This window comes from Janthinobacterium lividum (assembly GCF_034424625.1).
Taxonomy (GTDB): domain Bacteria; phylum Pseudomonadota; class Gammaproteobacteria; order Burkholderiales; family Burkholderiaceae_D; genus Janthinobacterium; species Janthinobacterium lividum.
Window position 1 is genome coordinate 2,503,045 of the sequence record NZ_CP139976.1, and the last position, 19,654, is coordinate 2,522,698.

At 64.0% G+C, this 19,654-nt stretch carries 18 protein-coding genes; 16 read left to right on the forward strand and 2 right to left on the reverse strand.

What is annotated here, in order from left to right:
* The first annotated feature begins 7 nt into the window (after nucleotides 1-7).
* The 7 genes from aspT to U0004_RS11425 all read left to right on the forward strand — a co-directional run bounded on the left by aspT (nucleotide 8) and on the right by U0004_RS11425 (nucleotide 8,781).
* Nucleotides 8-1,696 carry an aspartate-alanine antiporter gene (gene aspT / locus U0004_RS11395; RefSeq protein WP_034783003.1) on the forward strand — a complete coding sequence of 563 codons (1,689 nt, stop codon included), beginning with the start codon at nucleotides 8-10 and terminating at the stop codon, nucleotides 1,694-1,696.
* A gap of 56 nt (nucleotides 1,697-1,752) precedes the next feature.
* On the forward strand, nucleotides 1,753-3,363 hold the full coding sequence (locus U0004_RS11400) for a bifunctional aspartate transaminase/aspartate 4-decarboxylase (RefSeq protein WP_052140176.1): 1,611 nt from the start codon (nucleotides 1,753-1,755) through the stop codon (nucleotides 3,361-3,363).
* A 177-nt stretch (nucleotides 3,364-3,540) separates the two neighbouring features.
* Entirely contained in the window at nucleotides 3,541-4,950 is a 1,410-nt protein-coding gene (locus U0004_RS11405; RefSeq protein ID WP_070259215.1) for a TolC family protein, read from the forward strand.
* A 2-nt stretch (nucleotides 4,951-4,952) separates the two neighbouring features.
* Entirely contained in the window at nucleotides 4,953-5,927 is a 975-nt protein-coding gene (locus U0004_RS11410; protein WP_070259214.1) for an HlyD family secretion protein, read from the forward strand.
* A gap of 6 nt (nucleotides 5,928-5,933) precedes the next feature.
* Complete coding sequence (locus U0004_RS11415) at nucleotides 5,934-7,115, forward strand: ABC transporter permease (RefSeq protein ID WP_070259213.1); 1,182 nt, start codon at nucleotides 5,934-5,936, stop codon at nucleotides 7,113-7,115.
* Nucleotides 7,112-8,260: an ABC transporter permease gene (locus tag U0004_RS11420; protein WP_070259212.1), complete on the forward strand. Its 1,149-nt coding sequence runs from the start codon at nucleotides 7,112-7,114 to the stop codon at nucleotides 8,258-8,260. Before U0004_RS11415 ends, U0004_RS11420 begins: the two co-directional genes overlap by 4 nt.
* 2 nt (nucleotides 8,261-8,262) lie before the next feature.
* Nucleotides 8,263-8,781 (forward strand): hypothetical protein, encoded by a 519-nt coding sequence (locus U0004_RS11425; protein WP_139144255.1) that lies wholly within the window; start codon nucleotides 8,263-8,265, stop codon nucleotides 8,779-8,781.
* On the opposite strand, the gene U0004_RS11430 is transcribed toward U0004_RS11425, so the two are convergent.
* Nucleotides 8,778-9,662 (reverse strand): LysR family transcriptional regulator, encoded by an 885-nt coding sequence (locus tag U0004_RS11430; protein WP_071653732.1) that lies wholly within the window; start codon nucleotides 9,660-9,662, stop codon nucleotides 8,778-8,780. The two genes, U0004_RS11425 and U0004_RS11430, sit on opposite strands and share 4 nt — an antisense overlap.
* Nucleotides 9,663-9,761: 99 nt before the next feature.
* Between U0004_RS11430 and U0004_RS11435 the strand changes: the two genes are divergently transcribed.
* The 9 genes from U0004_RS11435 (at nucleotide 9,762) to U0004_RS11475 (ending at nucleotide 19,084) form a co-directional block, all read left to right on the forward strand.
* Complete coding sequence (locus tag U0004_RS11435) at nucleotides 9,762-10,619, forward strand: alpha/beta fold hydrolase (protein WP_070259210.1); 858 nt, start codon at nucleotides 9,762-9,764, stop codon at nucleotides 10,617-10,619.
* Complete coding sequence (locus tag U0004_RS11440; protein ID WP_070259209.1) at nucleotides 10,616-11,221, forward strand: glutathione S-transferase; 606 nt, start codon at nucleotides 10,616-10,618, stop codon at nucleotides 11,219-11,221. The genes U0004_RS11435 and U0004_RS11440 overlap by 4 nt, the downstream gene beginning before the upstream one ends.
* Before the next feature lie 75 nt (nucleotides 11,222-11,296).
* Nucleotides 11,297-12,877 (forward strand): AAA family ATPase, encoded by a 1,581-nt coding sequence (locus tag U0004_RS11445; protein WP_070259207.1) that lies wholly within the window; start codon nucleotides 11,297-11,299, stop codon nucleotides 12,875-12,877.
* Entirely contained in the window at nucleotides 12,874-13,359 is a 486-nt protein-coding gene (locus U0004_RS11450) for a hypothetical protein (RefSeq protein ID WP_070259205.1), read from the forward strand. Before U0004_RS11445 ends, U0004_RS11450 begins: the two co-directional genes overlap by 4 nt.
* Before the next feature lie 9 nt (nucleotides 13,360-13,368).
* Nucleotides 13,369-14,340 (forward strand): hypothetical protein, encoded by a 972-nt coding sequence (locus U0004_RS11455; RefSeq protein WP_070259203.1) that lies wholly within the window; start codon nucleotides 13,369-13,371, stop codon nucleotides 14,338-14,340.
* Nucleotides 14,337-16,100, forward strand: coding sequence for a vWA domain-containing protein (locus U0004_RS11460; RefSeq protein WP_070259201.1), 1,764 nt, complete (start codon nucleotides 14,337-14,339; stop codon nucleotides 16,098-16,100). Before U0004_RS11455 ends, U0004_RS11460 begins: the two co-directional genes overlap by 4 nt.
* A gap of 1 nt (nucleotide 16,101) precedes the next feature.
* Complete coding sequence (locus U0004_RS11465; RefSeq protein ID WP_070259199.1) at nucleotides 16,102-16,695, forward strand: hypothetical protein; 594 nt, start codon at nucleotides 16,102-16,104, stop codon at nucleotides 16,693-16,695.
* Between the two features lie 2 nt (nucleotides 16,696-16,697).
* Nucleotides 16,698-18,059 carry a phenylacetate--CoA ligase family protein gene (locus U0004_RS11470; protein ID WP_231958577.1) on the forward strand — a complete coding sequence of 454 codons (1,362 nt, stop codon included), beginning with the start codon at nucleotides 16,698-16,700 and terminating at the stop codon, nucleotides 18,057-18,059.
* Nucleotides 18,056-19,084: an AAA family ATPase gene (locus U0004_RS11475; protein ID WP_070259195.1), complete on the forward strand. Its 1,029-nt coding sequence runs from the start codon at nucleotides 18,056-18,058 to the stop codon at nucleotides 19,082-19,084. The genes U0004_RS11470 and U0004_RS11475 overlap by 4 nt, the downstream gene beginning before the upstream one ends.
* Here the strand turns inward: U0004_RS11475 and U0004_RS11480 are convergent.
* Nucleotides 19,056-19,619, reverse strand: coding sequence for a TetR/AcrR family transcriptional regulator (locus U0004_RS11480; RefSeq protein WP_070259193.1), 564 nt, complete (start codon nucleotides 19,617-19,619; stop codon nucleotides 19,056-19,058). The two genes, U0004_RS11475 and U0004_RS11480, sit on opposite strands and share 29 nt — an antisense overlap.
* Nucleotides 19,620-19,654: the final 35 nt, after the last annotated feature.

Sequence of the window (19,654 nt, forward strand, 5' to 3'; positions counted from 1 at the left end):
GGTCCGCATGGAATGGTTGCATGAGTTATTCAAGAAGTCGCCCGAAATTGCCTTGTTTCTCTCCCTGGCAGCGGGTTACTACATCGGCAAGATCAAGTTCGGCTCGTTCCAGCTGGGCGGGGTAGCCGGTTCACTGCTGGTGGCGGTACTCGTCAGCCAGGTGGGCGTCGCCATCGATCCCGGCGTGAAATCGGTGCTGTTTGCCCTGTTCATCTACGCGGTCGGCTATGAAAGCGGCCCGCAATTTTTCAATTCGCTGGGGCGCCAGTCCGTGCGTGAAATCATCCTGGCTGTCGTGCTGGCCGTGACGGCGCTGCTGACGGTGGTCATCCTGGCCAAGGTGTTTGGCCTGGACAAGGGCCTGGCAGCGGGCGTGGCGGCGGGCGGCTTGACGCAGTCGGCCATCATCGGCACGGCCGGCGACGCGATCACCAAGCTGGGCCTGGCGGCCGACGAGGTGGCCCGCTTGCAGGGCAACGTGGCCGTCGGCTATGCCGTGACCTATGTTTTCGGCTCGTTTGGCGCCATCATTGTCTGCGTCAACATCTTGCCAAAGCTCATGGGCCGCACCATCCGCGAAGATGCGATCAAGGCGGAAACGGCGCTGCAAGCGGGTGTGCAAGTGCTGGGGCCGGGCCAGACGCCGGCCGCGCCTGACTTGATCGGCCGCATCTACGACGTGGGCCCCGGTGCCGGCCGCTCCGTGGCGGACATCGAAAGCGCCAATCCGAACACGGCCATCACCATCGAGCGCGTGAAACGCAATGGCCAGATCATCGACGTCAGCCCGGATCTGGTGCTGGCGGCCGACGATATCGTGCTGCTGGTGGGCCGCCGCGAAGCCATGCTCAGCGTCTCTTCCCAGCTGGGCAAGGAATTGCTGGCCGTCGAAGGCATGGAACTGGTGATGCAGCGCCGCGACATGGTGCTGACCAACAAGGCTTACCACAACAAGACCGTGGGCGAGATCCGCAGCGCCACGGCGCCGGGCGTGCGCCACGGCATCTTTGTCGTGCAGCTGAGCCGCATGGGCAAGATCCTCCCCATGCAGGCGGAAACCGTCGTGCAGACGGGCGACGTGGTGACCATCTATGGTGCCGAGCAGGACGTCAAGCGCGTGGCGGCCGAAGTGGGTTACATGATCGTGCCGAGCGCCAAGACGGACTTCGTCTACATGGGCGCCGGCCTCGTCGTCGGCCTGCTGGTGGGCTTGCTGGTGGCGCGCATCGGTTCGATTCCGCTGACCCTGGGCAGCGGTGGCGGCGTGCTGCTGTCGGGCCTGGTATTCGGGTGGTTCCGCGCCAAGCGCCAGACGTTTGGCTACATGCCCAGCGGCGCCGTGCAAATCCTGAAAGACCTGGGCCTGGCCGGCTTCGTTGCCGTCGTCGGCCTCACGTCCGGCCTGCAAGCCGTGCAAACCGTGCGCGAACACGGCCTGACCCTGTTTGGCGTGGGGGTGGTGGTGACCATCCTGCCGATGATCTTGACCATGCTGATCGGCCGCTACATCTTGCGTTATGACAACGTGGCCGTATTCGCGGGCGCCTTGTCCGGCTCGCGCAGCGCCAATCCCGCGTTCGGCGAAGTGCTGAATGCGGCGCAAAACTCGATTCCCACCGTACCGTTTGCCATCACGTATGCCTTGGCCAACGTTTTCTTGACCCTGCTGGGGCCGCTGATTGTGGCCTTCGTCTGAGTCTGCCTGTATGTGCAAGAACCCTGAACATTGTCAGTCTATAAGGAGTAGCAAAAATGGATTTCAGTAACCCAAGCAAACTTGCCCTGTTGAGCCCATTTGAATTGAAGGATGCGTTGATCCAGACGGCCAAGCAAAGCAACCGCCTGATGCTCAATGCGGGCCGCGGCAACCCGAATTTCCTGGCGACTACGCCACGCCATGGCTTCTTCCAGTTCGGCCAATTCGCCATGACGGAAGCGGAGCGTTCCTATGTGTACATGGACGACGTGGGTGGTTTCCCCACGCGCGACGGCATCGAGGCGCGCTTTGAAATCTTCGTGCGCCAGCATGCTGAGACGCCGGGCGTGCACTTCATCGAGGCAGCCGTGTCGTATGTGCGCGACCAGCTGGGCTTGAGCGCGGGCGACTTCATCTACGAGATGTGCGAAGCCATCCTCGGCTGCAATTATCCCGTGCCGGACCGCATGCTGCGCCTGTCCGAGAAAATCGTCGGCCAGTATATCCACCGCGAAATGATCGGCGACCATCCTTTCGTCGGCAACTTCGACATGTACGCCGTCGAAGGCGGCACGGCGGCCATGACGTATCTGTTTGCCAGCCTGAAATCGAACCACATCATCCAGGAAGGCGACACGATCGCCCTGGGCATGCCGATCTTCACGCCGTACATCGAAATTCCCCAGCTGAACGATTACAAGCTGAACACCGTGCATATCGATGCGCCGCAATCGAACAACTGGCAATTCACCAAGAAGGAGCTGGACAAGCTGCTGGATCCGAAGGTGAAGGCTTTCTTCCTCGTCAATCCGAGCAATCCGCCATCCGTCAAGATCGATGACGAGACCCTGGAATACATCGCCAAGATCATCAAGAAGCGCCCGGACCTGATCATTTTGACCGATGACGTGTACGGCACCTTTGCCGATAATTTCGTCTCGCTGTTCGCCATTTGCCCGTTCAACACCATCCTCGTGTATTCGTTCTCGAAATACTTCGGCGCGACGGGCTGGCGCATGGGCGTGGTGGCCACGCATGAAAACAATGTGCTCGACGCCAAGATTGCCAAGTTGCCGGAAACCATCAAGAAGCAGCTCGATGCCCGCTATCACTCCATCACGACGGAGCCGCGCGAGCTGAAATTCATCGACCGCCTGGTGGCCGACAGCCGCACGGTGGCGCTGAACCACACGGCCGGCCTGTCCACGCCCGTGCAGGCGCAGATGACCTTGTTCTCCCTGTTCTCGCTGATGGATGAAGAGCAAAAGTACAAACAGTCGATGAAACGCATCGTGCTGCGCCGCAAGGAAGCGCTGTACCGCGAGCTGGGCTTGCCGATGGTGCACGACGCCAATTCCGTGCGCTACTACCACCTGCTGGACATGGAGTCGCTGGCCGCGCAGATGCATGGCGTGGAGTTTTCGCAGTGGCTGCTGAAAAAGCTCAAACCGAACGAAGCCCTGTTCCGCCTGGCCGAGGAAACGGGCGTCATCCTGTTGCCGGGCCGCGGCTTCGGCACCACGCATCCGTCCGGCCGCGTGTCGCTGGCCAACCTGAACGAATACGACTACGCCAACATCGGCCGCGCCATCCGCAACATGGCGTCCGAGTTCTTTGCCGTATTTGAAAAGGAAAAGGAGAAGGGTAGCAAGAAGGCGAAGAAGTAATTCGCCGGGTAGCTGCTTGAGCTCAACGGGCGCCCCGCAAGAGGCGCCCGTTTTTATGTGTCGGCTCCGGTAACCAATAGTGCAGGCTGGAATAGACATCCGTAGATATAATTGCTATTGTGAAAGTATAAACATGGCAACCCCGTGCTTTCCCCTCATTCATTGACTGGACGCTACATGGGCAGATTGCAAGGACACATATCATTATTGCTGGCAGGCGCGCTGGGCGCGACCCTGCCCGCGCTGGCGGAACCGCTGACATTCAACGAAGCGCTGCAGCAAGCGGCCAAGGCTTCGGGCGCCGTGCAGGGCGCCGCGCTCGACGTGCGCGCGAAAACACTGAAGGCGGAAGCCTTGTCGAATATCGATGGCCCTTCCGTGGACTTGACGGCGTTTCGCGGCCGTTTGTCGACGGACTTGAATATCGATACGAGCGGCTTGTCCGGCGTGGTGGGCGGCATCGAATCCGTGCTGCCGCCGATTCCCGGCTTGCCCACGCCGCATATTCCCAATTCCCTTAACCGCGAAGTGGTGACGGACCTGACCTCCTTCGGCTTGCTGGGCATGTGGCCCATCTACACGGGTGGGCGCCTGGATGCCGTCAAGGGCCTCGCTTCCAGCCTGACCCTGGCCGCGCAAGCGGAGCGCACGGAAGCGGAAGAGCAGCTGGCCACCCTGGTGGCGCAGCGCTATTTCCAGCTGCTGCTGGCCAAGCGGGTGGTGGCCGTGCGGGCCGAAGTGACGGCCGGCGTGACGCAGCACCAGCGCGACGCGGCCAAGCTGGAAAAGGGTGGCCTGATTTCGCGCGCGGAACGCCTGCGCGCCGACGTGGCCCTGGACAGCGCCCGCAGCGAGGAAGCGCAGGCGCGCAGCGACGAGGAAATCGCCCAGGTGGCGCTCGACCGCTTGCTTGCCGTCAACACGCAAGTGCTTCCCAGCACGCCGCTGTTCGTCAACAGCTTGCCGGTGGGTACTTTGCAATCGTTCATCAGCACGGGCATGCGCGAGAATGCGAACTGGAAAAAGATCGACAGCAAGCGCGTGCAGGCCGAGCAAGCCTTGAAGCTGCACGGCAAGGAATACGCGCCCACCGTCTTCGCCATCGGTAATTACAATTTGAATCGCGGCAATGAAAAACTCGTGCGTTCGAACTGGGCCATCGGCCTGGTCGTGTCCGTGCCGCTCGTGCACCGCATCAATACGGGCAAGATGATTGCCGCCGCCAAGCTCGACCAGGAGCGGGTGGAAGTGGTGGCGCGCCAGGCCGAGCGCGACATTCCCACCCTGATCGAAAAGAACTGGCGCGCGCTGGAAAACGCCCGCATCCAGTACTTGTCCACGGCCTCGTCGGTGGAGCTGGCGCGTGAAAATATCCGCTTGCAAACGGTGGCTTTCCAGCAAGGGCAAGTGACGTCGCTAGAAGTGGTCGATGCGCGCCTGAACCTGGCCAAGGTCGAGACCCAGCGCGCGCAGACGGCCTATAACTACGTGATGGGGCTGGCGCAATTGCTGGAAGCGACAGGCGAGACGCAACGCCTGGGCAGCCTGGCGGCAGCGGCCGATATCCAATTACCTGTGGACAAATAATAATGAGTACCTCCAAAAAACCCTTGGCCATAGTCGCCGCAGTGATCGTCCTGGCCTTCGTGGGCTGGGGCTTGTACCAGGCATTCCAGCCGCAGCGCCTGCCTTTGCAGGGACAGATGGATGCGCAGGAAGTCAATGTCTCGTCGAAAGTGCCGGGCAGGGTGGGCGAGCTGTACGTCAAGCTGGGCCAGACGGTTCCGAAAGGCGAGCTGCTGTTCCAGCTGACGAGTCCGGAAGTGGATGCGAAGATCGCGCAAGCGACGGCCGCCACGCAAGCGGCCGACGCCGTGGCGAAAAAAGCGGAAGCGGGGGCGCGACCGGAAGAAATCGCCGCCGCCAAGGCGAACTGGGAGCGGGCGCAAACGGGGGCCACCATCGCCAAAACCACTTACACCCGCGTCAACAATATGTTCGAGCAAGGCGTGATCGCCCAGCAGAAACGCGACGAGGCGCAAGCCCAATGGCGCGCGGCCGACCAGCTGGCGCAAGCGGCCCGCGCGCAATATAACATGGCGCAAAAGGGGGCCCGTCCCGAAGACAAGACGGCCGCCGCCGCCCAGGCGCGCCAGGTGGGCGCCGTGCTGACGGAAGCGCAGATCGCCCTGGCCGAGACGAAGATCGCCGCGCCCGTGGCGGGCCAGGTCAGCAAGATCCAGATACAGCCGGGCGAACTGGCGCCGCAGGGCTTTCCCGTAATCACCCTGGTGAACCTCGACGACGCCTGGGCCGTGCTGCAAGTGCGCGAAGATGAAATGGCAGCGTTTTCCATGGGCAGCACGCATACGGCCAATGTGCCCGCGCTGAAACAGCAACTGAGTTTCAAGGTCAGCTCCGTGGCCGTGTTGCCGGACTTCGCCACGTGGCGCGCGGCCCGTCCGGGCGGCACGGATTTGCGCACGTTTGAAATCCGTTTGCGTCCCGCCATCAAGGTCGAGGGCTTGCGCCCGGGCATGTCGGTCGTGTTCCCACCGCTCTGATAAGCGATGAACGAAGCGGATAAAGAGCCGGTTTCAGCGCTGGCACGCGAGTGGCGGCGCTTGCGCGGCGACTTCTGGGATATCGGCATGCTCAGCTGGATTCCGGTGGTGCTGTGCGGCATGTTGTGGCTGGTGTTTTCCGCCGGCATCGCGCGCGACTTGCCCATCGTCGTCATCGATAACGACAATTCCACCCTGTCGCGCCAGCTCACGCGCTGGCTCGACGCTTCGCCCGGCATTGCCGTGGCGGCGAAAGTGGCGTCCAGCGACGAAGCCCTGCACCGGCTGCGCGAGCGCACGGCGTTCGGCTATCTGCTGATCCCGAACGATTTCGAGCAGAAACTGCTGGGCGGCCGGCAAGCCACCGTGCAATGGCTGTACAACGCGCAGTTTTCCTCGCACGCGGGCGCCTTGCTGCGCGACGTGCGCACGGTCAGCACGACCTTGTCGGCCGGCATCGAGATGACGGCGCGGATAAAGAAAGGCATGTCGGGCGTGCAGGCGGCGGCCCAGTTCGAACCGATACGCACGACCTTGAACAGTTTATACAACGAAAACACCAGCTATGAAGCATTTTTGACCCTGGCCCTGATGCCGGCCATGCTGCAGATTTTCATCGTCGTTGCCGTCGTCACCAGTATCGGCCGCGAGTTGCGCGACGGCACGGTGCCGCAATGGCTGGCCTCGGCCGATGGCAGCTGGCTGCGCGCCATCGGCGCCAAGTTGCTGTTTCCCCTCGTCGCCTACTGCGCGCTGGCGCTGCTGTACTTGCTGTTCTTCAGCCTGGCGCGGGGCTGGGCCGTGGCGGGCAGCTTGCCGGCCTTGCTGCTGAGCATGCTGCTGCTGGTGCTGGCCTACTGCGGCCTGGCCACCTTGCTGATCGCCGCCACCCTGTCGCTGCGCCTGGCGCTGTCCGGTGCCGCCTTCATCACGGCGCCGGCCTTTGCGTTTGCGGGTCAGGCCTTTCCCCTGATGGCCATGCCGGCGCCAGCGCGCGCCTGGGCGGAAGCCTTGCCGCTCACGCATTATCTGCAGCTGCAAACGAAATACTGGCTGGCCGGCGCACCGTGGCGCTATGGCGTGCAGGAAATGCTGATACTGGCCGGCTTTGCCGCCGGCTGCGGCGCCGTGGGCGTATTCCTGCTGGCGCGCCGCGCGAATGCGCCTGCCGCCTGGGGACGCACATGATGTGGCTAGCCTTTCTCGCCACCTGGCGCGCCATGCTGACGGACAAGGGCGCGCTGACCTTGCTGTTCATCGGCGGCATCATCTATTCCTTCTTCTATCCGCTGCCGTACTCGACGGAAATCGTCCAGCGCGTGCCGGTGGCGGTCGTCGACCAGGACCGCAGCGCTATGTCGCGCCAGCTGACGCGCTTTGCCATGGCCCATCCGTCGCTGCAAGTGATCGCCGTCACGCCGGACTTGCTCGTCGCGCAAGATTTGCTGTGGCGCGATCAGGTCATGGGCGTCTTGATCATCCCCGACGGCTTGCAGACGGACGTGCTGGCCGGCCGCGCCGCCCACGCGCAAGTGGCGGGCAATGGCTTGTATCTGATGTTGAACAAGGTGGCCCTGAACGGGCTGGCCGAAGTGGTGGGCACGGTGTCGGCCGGTATTGAGCTCAAGCGTCTGGGCGCGGGCACGCCGTCCACCATCCAGGCCAACCAGCAGCGCTCGCCCATCGCCTTCGACGCCGTGCCCCTGTTTAACGTCAAGGAAGGCTATGGCGCGTATGTCGTGCCGGGAGTGGCTACGCTCATTGTGCAGCAGACCTTGCTGATCGGCATGACCATGCTGTTCGGCACCTGGTACCAGCGCAAGAGTTTCCCCGTAGCCGGCACGCGCACGGCGGGTGGGTATATGGGCATGCTGCTGGCGTTCGCCTGCGTGGCCTTCTTGAACTGCTGCTATTTCTTCGGCTTTGTCTTCTGGTTCCAGGATTACCCCCGTGGCGGCAACTTTGGCGGCATGCTCTTGCTGCTGGTGTTGTTTTCCCTGGCGGAAGCGGCCTTCGGCATGCTGCTGGGCATGCTGTTCCGCACGCGCGAACGGGGTACGCAGCTGATGATCGCCACCTCGATGCCGGTGCTGTTCCTCGCGGGCCTGACCTGGCCCGTGTCGTCCATGCCCGTCGTGCTGCAATGGCTGCGCTGGCTGCTGCCATCGACGGCCGGCATCCAGGGCTTTGTCGCGCTCAACCAGATGGGCGCCTCGCTGTATGAAATCCGCCATGAAGTGGCGGGCTTGCTGGCCTTGCTGCTGGCTTGCGTGGCGCTGGGCTGGTGGCGCTGGCGCGCCGAGGCGCCGGCACCCGTCATCAAACAAGGATGAGCATGAAATCAGTGCAAGCGCTGGAGCCCCCACTGGCTGTGGCGGAAGAAAGGTATGCCACGATTTTGGCATTGATACTGGCTTATACGCAGTTCTGTGACATACATGGCGACGACGACAACGCCGAATACGACAGACTCGCGGATCAATTGCAGGCACTAAGCGGAAAAGATATTTTCCGCTTCAATTTGCGCGAGTGGTGGGAAGAGGAGGGCGCGGAAGTGCTGGCGTTCAGGATCGCCTTGCCCGATCCCGTGAAACTCGACGGCGTCAGCAGGGAGAACATCGCGCACATCGTTGCCAGGTTAGGCAGCTTCGAGCTGCCCGAAAAAGACGCCAGCGAACCACGCTTCCAGCAGATATTCAGCGCTTTTCTTGATGACTACTACCACGCCTGGCTGAAGCTGCACTGCAAGACCTACAACTACCAGAAAATATTCGGTGTGCACAAGGACAAGGACGGAAAGCGCTGGTGGCTGAGCGACGAGGAGAAGGTTGACCTGCTCTGGCCTCATCGCTAGCGACGGGATCCATCATGCCTCCTGTTCTGCAATGCTGCCAGCAGCAGCTGGCAAAAACCGTCACGCACGGGGTCGGGCAGGTTGTCATTGGCCCGCAGCAGGCTGGCGACACGGGGCAGCGGCGCTAGCCGTTCCAGTGCCGCATGCCGGTGCACGCCCTGGCCCAGGTTGCGTTCATTGACCACCGCCATGCCCAGGCCGGCGGCAATCGCGGTCAGCACGCCCGCCACCGACGGGCATTCCAGGCCCACGCTCCAGGCCATGCCGGCCTGGCCCAGCTTTTCCTCGGCCAGCCGGCGGTAAAAGCAGTGCGGCCCATAGGTAATCAGCTTGACGCTCTCGCCCGGCAAAGTCTGCTCTGCCGTGGCAGCGCACCAATGCAGTGTTTCTGTCCATAACAGCGTGTCGGCCGGCGCCGCCATGCCGGCAAAATCCTGATGCAAAATCACATCGAACACGCCGTCGGCAAAGCGTTCGCGCAATACCTGGCTTTGCTCCACCACCAGTTGCACGTCCACCTTGGGGTGGTGATGCGAGAACTGCGACAGTACCGCGCACACGTCCGTCAATGAAATCTGCTCCGTCACGCCGACGCGCAGCCGGCCATGCATCGCCGATGGCGAAAAATGGGCGACGGCGTCATCGTGGGCATCGAGTATGTTGACGGCATGCCGCAGCAGCACGGCTCCCTGGTCGGTCGTGCCAAACAGCCCGCCGCTACGCGCCAGCAGCTGGCAATCGAGCTGCTGCTCCAATCGCTTGATTTTCCAGCTGACAGCCGACTGGCTCAGATGGAGCAGGCTGGCGGCCTGGCTCATGCTGCCGGTTTGTACCACTGCCCTGAACACACGCAGGGCATCGACGGATAGGCGAAAATTCATGGGTTATGACAAAAGTTGTATTGAGGAGCAAAAGAATGTCACTGGCGTCATGTCCAGTCAAGCCTTAGTCTGCAGGTTCCGCAAACAAAAGGACATCTGATGACGAGTCAAGAACCGCTGTTGAATGGCCACGCCCTGATTCACGGCCACCGTATCGCCACCGGCATCCATGGCGCAGGCACGCCGCTGGTGCTCGTGCATGGCACGCCGGCGCACAGCATGATCTGGCGCGAACTGGTACCGCTGTTCGTCGATGCCGGTTGCCAGGTGCACCTGTATGACTTGCTGGGCTTTGGACGGTCGGAGCGGCCCGTCGAGGCCGATACCTCGGTAGCGGCGCAGGTGACCTTGCTGGCGGCCTTGCTCGACCACTGGCAATTGCCGACCACCCATTTGTTCGGCCACGATATCGGCGGCGCCATTGCGCTGCGCCTGGCGTTCGACCACGCGTCGCGCCTGCGCAGCTTGAGCATCGCCGACGCGCCCAGCTACGATTCCTGGCCGTCGCCCACCTGGAAGCATCTGCGCGATGATTTCGCCCGGCGTGCCTTGACGCCGGCCAGCGAGCATCGCGGCACGATGGCGCGCCAGCTGGGCATGGCCGTTTTTCACAAGGACAGGATGCAGGGCGAGCTTCTGCGGTGCTACCTGGAGCCGCTGTGCGGCGTGGTGGGCCAGCCCTCGTTCTACCAGCACCAGGTGGCGCACTATAACGCCTGCTATACGATGGACTTTGCCGAAAGACTGCCGCAGTTGACAGTGCCGGTACAGGTGTTATGGGGCCAGCAGGACGAGTGGCAGCCGGTGGCTTACGGCCATCGCCTGCAGCGCGATATTCCCGGCGCCACCTTGCATCTGTTTGACGAGGCCGGGCACTTCCTGATGGAAGACGCGCCCTTGCCCGTCGCGGCGCAAGTCATCGCGTTTATTCATCAGATGGAGAGGAGAAGGCCATGATATTGATCGGCATGTTCGATTCGCCCTACGTCAGGCGCGTTGCCATCGGTATGAAAGTGCTGGGCCTGGAGCACGAACACCGGCCCTTGTCGGTGTTTTCCGATGTCGACCAGGTACGGAGCATCAACCCGGCCGTCAAAGTGCCGACCCTGGTCACGGACGACGGCCAGGTGCTGATGGACTCGACCCTGATCCTGGCGTATCTGGAGGAACTGGCCGCGCATGCTCCCCGCATCAGGCCGGAGCCGGGTCCGGCTCGCCTGCGCGCGCTGTGCCAAACCAGCTATGCTTTGGCCGCCTGCGACAAAGCCGTGCAGATCGTCTATGAACGGCGCTTGCGCCCGCAGGAAAAACAGCACCAGCCCTGGCTGGACCGCGTCCAGCTGCAGTTGCATGGGGCCTGGGCGCAGCTGGAGGCGTCATTGCGCGAAGAGGCGCCAGACTGCTTGAGTATTGCCGGCATCACCATTGCGGTGGCCTGGAGTTTTGCTCAGCAGATGGTGCCCGACGTGATGGCAGACAGCGATTATCCGGCCGTGGCCGCTTTGACGGCGCTGGCCGAGCAGCAGCCGGTGTTTTTGGCCACGCCGATGGCGGGCTGAGTTGCTTGTCATCCGAACCGGTGCTTGCAGGTGGCTTGTGCAATAATTTCATTTCCTTAATGGAAGAATATTGCCATGCCGTCTTTTAACCTGTTCCAGCGCCTGTCCCAGGCCCCCACCAAACCCAAGTCCGCGCCCGCCGCGCGGCAGTTCGACGTGGCGGACCTGTACCAGGGCCCCATCGCGCTGGGAGCGGAAGGCGAGGCGCAAGCGCGGCCGTTCGATGAAAAGCTGCGCCAGGCGTATTTCTGGATCGTCAATCACGCCATCATCAGCCCCCATTACGACATCGAATACAACGATGGCCCGTCGCAGACGTATTCCGTGGGCGACAGCCGCCGCACGCTGAATCTGCCGTCGGCGCAAAGCTATTCCAGCTTCATTTTGCTGCCTCTGCTGACATTTGCCACGCGCCGCAAATGCCTGTTCGTCGGCGGGCCGGGGCGGGGCAAGACGGCCAGCGCCCTGCTGATGGGCGTGCTGGCCGGCTCCACCGTCAAGGAAGTCAAGCGCGCCATGCAGCATGGCCACCCGCAGATGACGGTGGCCGATTTGCTGGGCAATCCGCTGCCGGCGGACCTGGTGAACGCGCAAAGCATGGACGATATCCGCATCGCCTGGCGCGCCTGGCTGGGCATGCGCGTGAAGATCGTCGATGAATACAACCGCATCCCCACGCGCACGCAAAGCGCGCTGCTCACCGTCATGGGAGACAATTACGCGGAAGTGCTGAACCATATTTACGAATGCCCGGAAGCGGCCTGGTATCTGACGGCCAACGACGACCAGGGCGGCGGCACGTACCAGGTGATCGAAGCGCTGCGCGACCGGGTCGACGTGACGGTGCAGGCGCTCGCTTTCAACCCGCGCTTCCTGAACGAACTGCTGCTGCGCGTGGAAGAAAACGTGCGGCCCGAAGAGCTGGTGCCGCCCGATATCATCTTCACGGAAGGGGAGGTGGATCAGATCGGCGCATCCATCCGCCAGGTGGCCATACCCGACGCCGTACGCCGCCGCCTGGAATTCTTTGCCAGCCAGTTCGAGCTGTTCGAGACGGCCGGCGGCCAGTTTGAATACATGACCAAGGATACGGCCCGCCTGGCCGGCGCCGACCGGGGCGCCGCGCAGGCGGCCGACAATGGGCGCGACCGCCTGAAAGACCTGGGCTGCCAGACCTTGAACGGCATTTCCGTGCGCACCCTGATGGCGCTGATGATCTACGCCAAGGCCATGGCTTATTTCCGCGGCAATGGCGAGGTGGCGCTGGAAGACTTGCGCCAGGTGCTGCCGTTCGTCCTGCATAACAAGCTGCAGCCGGACCCGGATGCGCCATTTTTCGCGCTGCCGGAAAACGCCGCCTACCGCAGCGACAGGCTGGGCTGGCTGCGCCGCCTGTTCGATTTGTCGAACGATGAATTCAACCGCCTGGATCTGGACCGCGATGATCCTGTCGGCGTGCTGTCGGCCGAATTCGACCTGGGCCTCGATGGCGTCAGCGAGCGCGAGACCCTGGCGCGCCTGAACCGCATCGAAAAGCTGATCGGCGAACGCACGAAGGGCAGAAAATTGTACGGTCCCCTGTACGACGACCTGCTGAAGCTCAAGTACCTGCACCAGCGCTATACGAACTACCGCACTTGGCTGCGTTCGCAATGAATTACGCTCTGAATATCGATCACTGCCGCGGGTTTCTCGATGCGCTGGCCATGTTGAACAGCGAGGCCAGCGACCTGTGCGCAACTTACGAGCTGCAACGCCTGCCCGATGCGCCAGACCTGGCCACGGCGCTGGGCTTGCGCATCGAAGATTATGCCTTGACCGTCATCGAACCCGCGCGCGACTTGCCGGCGGCCTTGTGGCAGATCGCGGCGGTGCCGTGCGGGCGCGCGCAGCTGGAGCAGCTATGCCAGCGCTGGTTCTTCTCGTCGGATCACATGCGCACGGCGCCGCCCGGCCGTTTTCGCGCCTGCCTCGTCAACGCCTTCCTCGAAGCGCTGGACATGTCGTTGACCGGATTCACCGTGCACGCCGTGACGATGACGCCGCCACCTGGTGTCTGGTACGCGATTCACTGGGACGAGATCGCCTTCGAGTCAGGGGATGAACGCTATCTGCTGCACTTTTCGCACAGCGATTGACAGGCTGCGATGATTTCTCCTGCCTTTTCCTCGATACTTGCCAGCGGCCGCGCCCAGTTCAATGCGCGCGCTGTGGAGGCGCGCCGGCGCTTTCCCGCGCTCGACATGGCCGCCTTTGGCGCCTTCCTGCACGACGGCGTCGATCCGCTGGTGGTGGCCTTGGCCGCCGCCGCGCCCGAGCGCGTGGGCGGCGCTACCTTTGCCGCCTATGACATGGCGCTGGAACTGGTGGGCCATGGTCTGGCCGGGCCTGCCGCGAAAAATCCGTTCCTGAATACCGTCTGGCGCGAACTGGCGCCCTCATTTGCGCCGTTGCTGGCCACCGCGCACGTGGATGTATTGGGCATGCTCAGCAACGCCGCCATCCACATTGGCGCCGTTGCGGGAGCGCGGCCCGCGCAATGGCAGGCCGGAATGGCTGCCGTGGCGCCGCAAGTCGGCAGCGTCGCGCAGCTGCGTGCCGTGGGCCAGGTGCTGGCCTGGCGCGCCGGCGTCGCACATTTCCGCCTGGGTGCGCTGGCCGCCGCCGACACCTTGCCACAAGCGCTGGCGCTGGCCGCCTTTGGCGAGCCGGGCGCGCAATGGCCGCAGGTGCATGCGCAGTTGCTGGCGAATCCCTGGCGCGGCAATGCCGAGGGCAGGGCGTTCGGCAGCTTCAGCGGCCTCGGTGGCGACTTCGGCACCCCGCCGCAAGTGCGCGCGACAAAGGACGGTTTTGTCGTGCGCAGCGCCGAGCGCCACTACCTGCTGGTGGCCGACGCCTATGGCGCCGTGCTGCACAGCGCGACGGCGCAGGAGTTCGAGCAGGCGCCAAGTGCCATGCCGGCGTCCGTGCGCCTCGAGGGGGCGACCGTGCATATCGGCGCGCGCAGCATCGCGCTCGACCTGCCGGCCGGCGACATCGCCATCGCCGCGAATGCGCATACGCTGGCCGTCACGTCACCGTGGACGCATGCGATCCGTTTGCTGCCGCTCGCATGAAGAACGATGTCGACTTGATCGACCGCTGGCGCGCCGCCTGGCCCGAGGCCCTGGCCGCGTGGAGCAAATTTACGCGCCTGCGCGACCCGAACCTGTGCGCCAGCCGCGTCGAGGCCAGCAGGCAGGGCTTGTCCGGCAGCTTCGCCATGATCCGCTTGCTGGACCAGAGCGTGGTGGTGGACTTGCCGCTGGTGACGGAGCTGGGCCTGGACGACTATGCGCTGGAAGTGCTTGCCCATGAAATCGGCCACCACATTCTCGCGCCGGGCAGTGCCAGCGACCAGTTCCGCCTGCTGGCGCGCATGCGCCGCGCCTTGCCGACCCTGGAGCAGCATGCGCCCATGGTGGCCAACCTGTACACGGACCTGTTCATCAACGACCGTTTGCAGCGCCAGGCGAATCTGCGCATGGCCGATATCTACCGCAAGCTGGAGCATGGGCGCTCTGCGCAAGCCGATGCCAAGGGTAGCGGCGGCGTATGGACCCTGTACATGCGCATCTATGAAAATCTGTGGCAGCTGCAAAAGGGCGAACTCGGAGGCGGTAGTGCAGACGAACGCCTGGACACGGATGCCTGGCTGGGCGCGCGCCTGATCCGTGTTTACGCGAACGACTGGATGCTGGCGGCGGGCCGCTTCGCCACCTTGCTGCTGCCTTACCTGGTGGAAGACATGGATGCCTTGAGCCCGAGCCGCTATCTGCTCGACACGCGCGACGCGGCCCGTGGCTGCCAGACCTATGGCGCGCAGCAGATCGAGGACGACGAGGCGGACGGCGCCATCCACCCGGTGCACGACAAGCGCATTTCCGGCCTTGATGGCGAGGAACCTGTGACCGAGGCGCCCGCCAGGCAGGGCGGCGGGCAACTGCGCGAACCGTTCGAGCTGGGCGATATCTTAAAGGCGTCGGGCGTGAACCTGAGCGACCATGAAATCGCCATCCGCTATTACCGCGAACGGGCATTGCCGCACCTGGTGGCGTTCCCCAGCCGCCCCGCGCCCGAGTCGCAGGAACCGCAGATGGAAGGGCTGGAAGCATGGGAAATCGGCGACCCGCTGGAAGACATCGACTGGCTGCAATCGGTGATGCAATCGCCGCGCCCCGTGCCGGGCGTGACCACCGTGCGCCGCGTGTACGGCCGCGAACCGGCGCGCGCCACCGATGCCGTGCCCGTCGACCTGGACATGTACGTGGACAGTTCCGGCTCCATGCCGAACCCGCAGGCGCATACCTCGTTCCTGACACTGGCTGGCGCCGTGATCGCCTTGTCCGCCCTGCGCGCCGGCGCGAAGGTGCAGGTGACCCTGTGGAGCGGCAAGAACGAGGTGATGCAAACGCCAGGCTTCGTGCGCGATGAAGACATGATCCTGGGTGTGCTGACGGAATTTTTTGGCGGTGGCACCTGTTTCCCCATCCACCGCCTGCGCCAGACCTATGCGGCCAGGCGCGAACGGTCCGCGCACATCCTGATGATTTCCGACGACGGCATCACCACCATGTTCGACAAGGATGAACTGGGCAACAGCGGCTGGGATATCTCGGCGAAAGCGCTGGCGCAGGGCGGCGCGGGCGGCACCATGGCCCTGAACCTGGAGCGCGACTGGGATGGCGCGGCGGCCCATAAGTGGCTGCAGCAGACCTATGACGATCTGAAGCGCGCGCGCCGCGAGCAGGGCTGGGATATCCACGCCGTCGAGCGCTACGAGGACTTGCTGGACTTTGCGCGCGCGTTCAGCCGGCGCCACTACATACAACAATGACATGCATACTCACGGTCCCCACCTCGAAACCCTGACCCACCGCCTGGCCGACACCCCCGTCGAATTCCTCGCCGAGCCGCGCATCGCCGGCGTCGCCAATGCGCAAGCCGTGGCGGTGGCCGCGCTGGTCAACGATATTTTGCTGCTGCATGGCGCGCGTGCGCCGGCGGCATCCTTGCAGGGTTTTATCGGCGCGCAGGTGAAGGCGGACCGCAACCGGCTGGCGCTGGCCATGATCCTGTGCTGGCTGCTGGCCGACGACTGGTTCATCGGCCAGCAGTTGCCGCAGCACGATTTGTTGCAGGTGCTGGGCGAGGCGGCGCGCGAACTGGCCGCTGCCACGCCGGCCCACCAGTTCACGCAAGACCCCGAGCGGCGCGAGGAACTGGCGCGCATCGTGCTGGCGCGCCTGGGCTTTCGGCCTCGCGACGAAAGCGTGGCGCAGGCCACGGACCGCTTGTCCGCCATCAGCGGCACGGAGCGCCGCCGCCTGCTCGAAGCGAGCCGGCTGGCCGAGCAGCGCGCGCGCGAAATCCGCGAAGCGCTGGCAAAGAAGGCGGCCGAGGAATCGGCCGACAAGTGGTCGCGCGAATGAGCGTGGACGTCAATTTGCCGGGCGGCGCCTGGGAATCGGACTGCGACTACTGTCCCACCCTGACGCAGGCGGGCGCGCGCATGCTGGAAAAACTGCGCAGCCATCCCGCGGCACCCCGGTACCGCAACCGCAGCGGCAACAAGCTGCTGGCCGGGGAGGTCGAAGCGCTGCGCGCCTACGAGCAGGAAGTCATGCAGGCGGAGATCGGCTGGAGCAAAGACGCGCCGCTGCCCTGGCTGGCGGATTTTCTCAGGACGACCTACGCCACCGTGCCGCATTACCGCGCCTGCGGTTCGCCGCCCGCGCGTCTTGCGGACGTGGCGCCCATCAGCCGCGCCGAACTGGCCTACGACATCGCCGCCTTCGTGCCCGACGACGCGGACCTGGCGCGCATGATCAACTTCCAGACGACAGGCACGACTGGCCACCCGCTGCTGATCGCCTCGCACCCGCTGGTGGCGGGGCGCTACCTGGCCTTCCACAAACGCGCGCTGTACCGCTTCGGCGTCACCCTGCGCCATGGCGCGGGCCAGGTGGGCGTGATGCTGCTGGGGCATCAGCGCCGCTGCTTCACCTATGTCTCCGTCACGCCGACGATGAACGAATCGGGCCTGGCGAAGATCAACCTGCACGAGGACGACTGGCGCGACCCGGGCGACCGCGCGCGCTACCTGGACGCCATGGCGCCCGAGCTGATTGCGGGCGACCCCATCTCGTTTGCCGAGCTCCTGACCTTGCCCATGGCGCACAAGCCGGCCGCGCTGCTGTCCGTGTCGATGATGCTGTTGCCCGGCATGCGCGCGCGCCTCGAAGCGGCGTTTGGCTGCCCCGTGCTCGATATCTATTCGCTCAATGAAGTGGGGCCCGTGGCCGTCTACGATGAACAGGCGGGTGGCCACGTGCTGCTGCAGCACCGGCTGTACGTGGAAATCCTCGATAGCGCGGGCCAGCCCGTGCCGGATGGCGCACGCGGCGAAATTACCGTGACGGGCGGCTTCAATTTTTGCCTGCCGCTGGTTCGCTACCGCACCGGTGATTACGCTTCGCTGGCGCATGGCCCGCACGGTCCCGTGCTGGTGGGCCTGGCCGGCCGCAGTCCCCTGCGCTACAGGACGATCAATGGCGAATGGATCAACAATATCGACATTACGCATGCCCTGAAACCGCTGGCCATCGCCCTGTTCGGCGTGCACCAGCATGGCGACGGCGCCATCGCGCTGCGCCTGGCGCCGAACGCCATGCCGCAGGCTGACCGGGCGCGCTCCTTGCTCGCGCCTTTTTTCGGCGCCATCGCGGTCGAGACCTTGCTGGCGGAAGACAAGATCATTCAATACACTTCGGATTTGCAGGAAGCAGTGGCATGAACCTTTATAAACGCGGCCTCGTGGTCGGTAAATTCTGCCCGCTGCACCAGGGCCACGAACTGTTGCTCCATCGTGCGCAAGAGGCCAGCGAAGAACTGCTGGTGGTCAGCTACACCAAGCCCGAATTTCCCGGTTACGAGCCGGCGCGCCGGGAACGGTGGCTGCGCGCGCAATTCCCGCAGGCGCGCATCGTCGTGCTGGACGACGCGCGCCTGGCCGCCCTGTGCGCGGCGCGCGGCGTGCCGGCGCGTACGCTGCCGCACAACGACGACGATGGCGAGCTGCATCGCCACTTCATGGGCTGGCTGTGCTGGACGGTGCTGGCGCTGCCCGTCGATGCCGTCTTCACCAGCGAGGACTATGGCCCCGGTTTTGCGCGGGTGCTGGAACGGCATTATGCAAGCGGGCCGGTGGCGCATGTGAGCGTGGACCAGGCGAGAACTGTGGTGCCCGTGTCCGGCACGCGGGCCAGGCAAGACCCGCATGCGCACAGCGCCTTCCTGTCGCCGATTGTGCGTGCCGATTTTGTCACGCGCGTGTGCGTGCTCGGTGGCGAATCGAGCGGCAAGACGACCTTGGCGCAAGCACTGGCGGCGCATTTCGAGACGGCCTGGGTAGCCGAATATGGCCGCGAGTTGTGGGAAATCCAGGATGGCATATTGAACTATGACGATCTGCTGAAGATCGGCCGGGAACAGCTGCGCCGCGAAGCGCAGGCGCTATTGGCTGCGCGGCGCTGGCTGTTTTGCGATACCTCGCCCATGACGACGTATTTTTACTGTGTCGAGATGTTTGGCAGGGCCGAACAGGAATTGGCGCAGCTGGCAGAACACCGTTACGATCTGGTGCTGCTGTGCGCCCCAGACTTCCCCTTCATCCAGGATGGCACGCGCCGCGACGAGGATTTTCGCGCGCGCCAGCATGCGTGGTACCAGGACGAGCTGGCGCGGCGGGGGATCGCCTTTGTCGATGTGTCCGGCACGGTGGCCGACAGGGTCAGGCAGGTGGCGCAAGTGTTGCGCTGACTGCCGCCAGGATCTCATCGGAAAACGCGGCATCGTCGACGGCGCGCGCCAGCGCCACGGCGCCCACCATGGCTGACAGCATGACGATGGCTTCCTGTTGTCGGTTGCGCTTTTTCTGCCACGGAAAATGCGTGGCCAGCTTGCCGATGATGGTTTTCAGGTGGACGGTGAAGGCGGGGCGCACGGCCGGCTGCTTGCGCGCGTCGCCGGCCAGGGCGGCCAGCAAACAGCCATCGCCCGGCGCGTCTCGGTGGGCCGCGCTCACGTAATCGCGCACATACTGGCGCATGGCTTCCGGGCTTGCCGTTGCCGCATCGAGCGCCACGCGCGAGTGTTCCGAGCCGTGCAGCGTGCTTTCCGCCATCAGCGCTTCCTTCGAAGCGAAGTGGTTGTAAAAGGGGCCATGCGTGAGTCCCGTCGCCTGCATGATCTGTCCCACGCTGACGCCGTCGTAGCCCTTTTCACGGAACAGCCGCGCCGCTTGCGTCAGGATGCGCTGGTGCTTTTCAGCGGTTTCTTCGGCGGGATAACGCATGGCAGGCTCCTGATTGCGGTTCAAAAATAATGGTT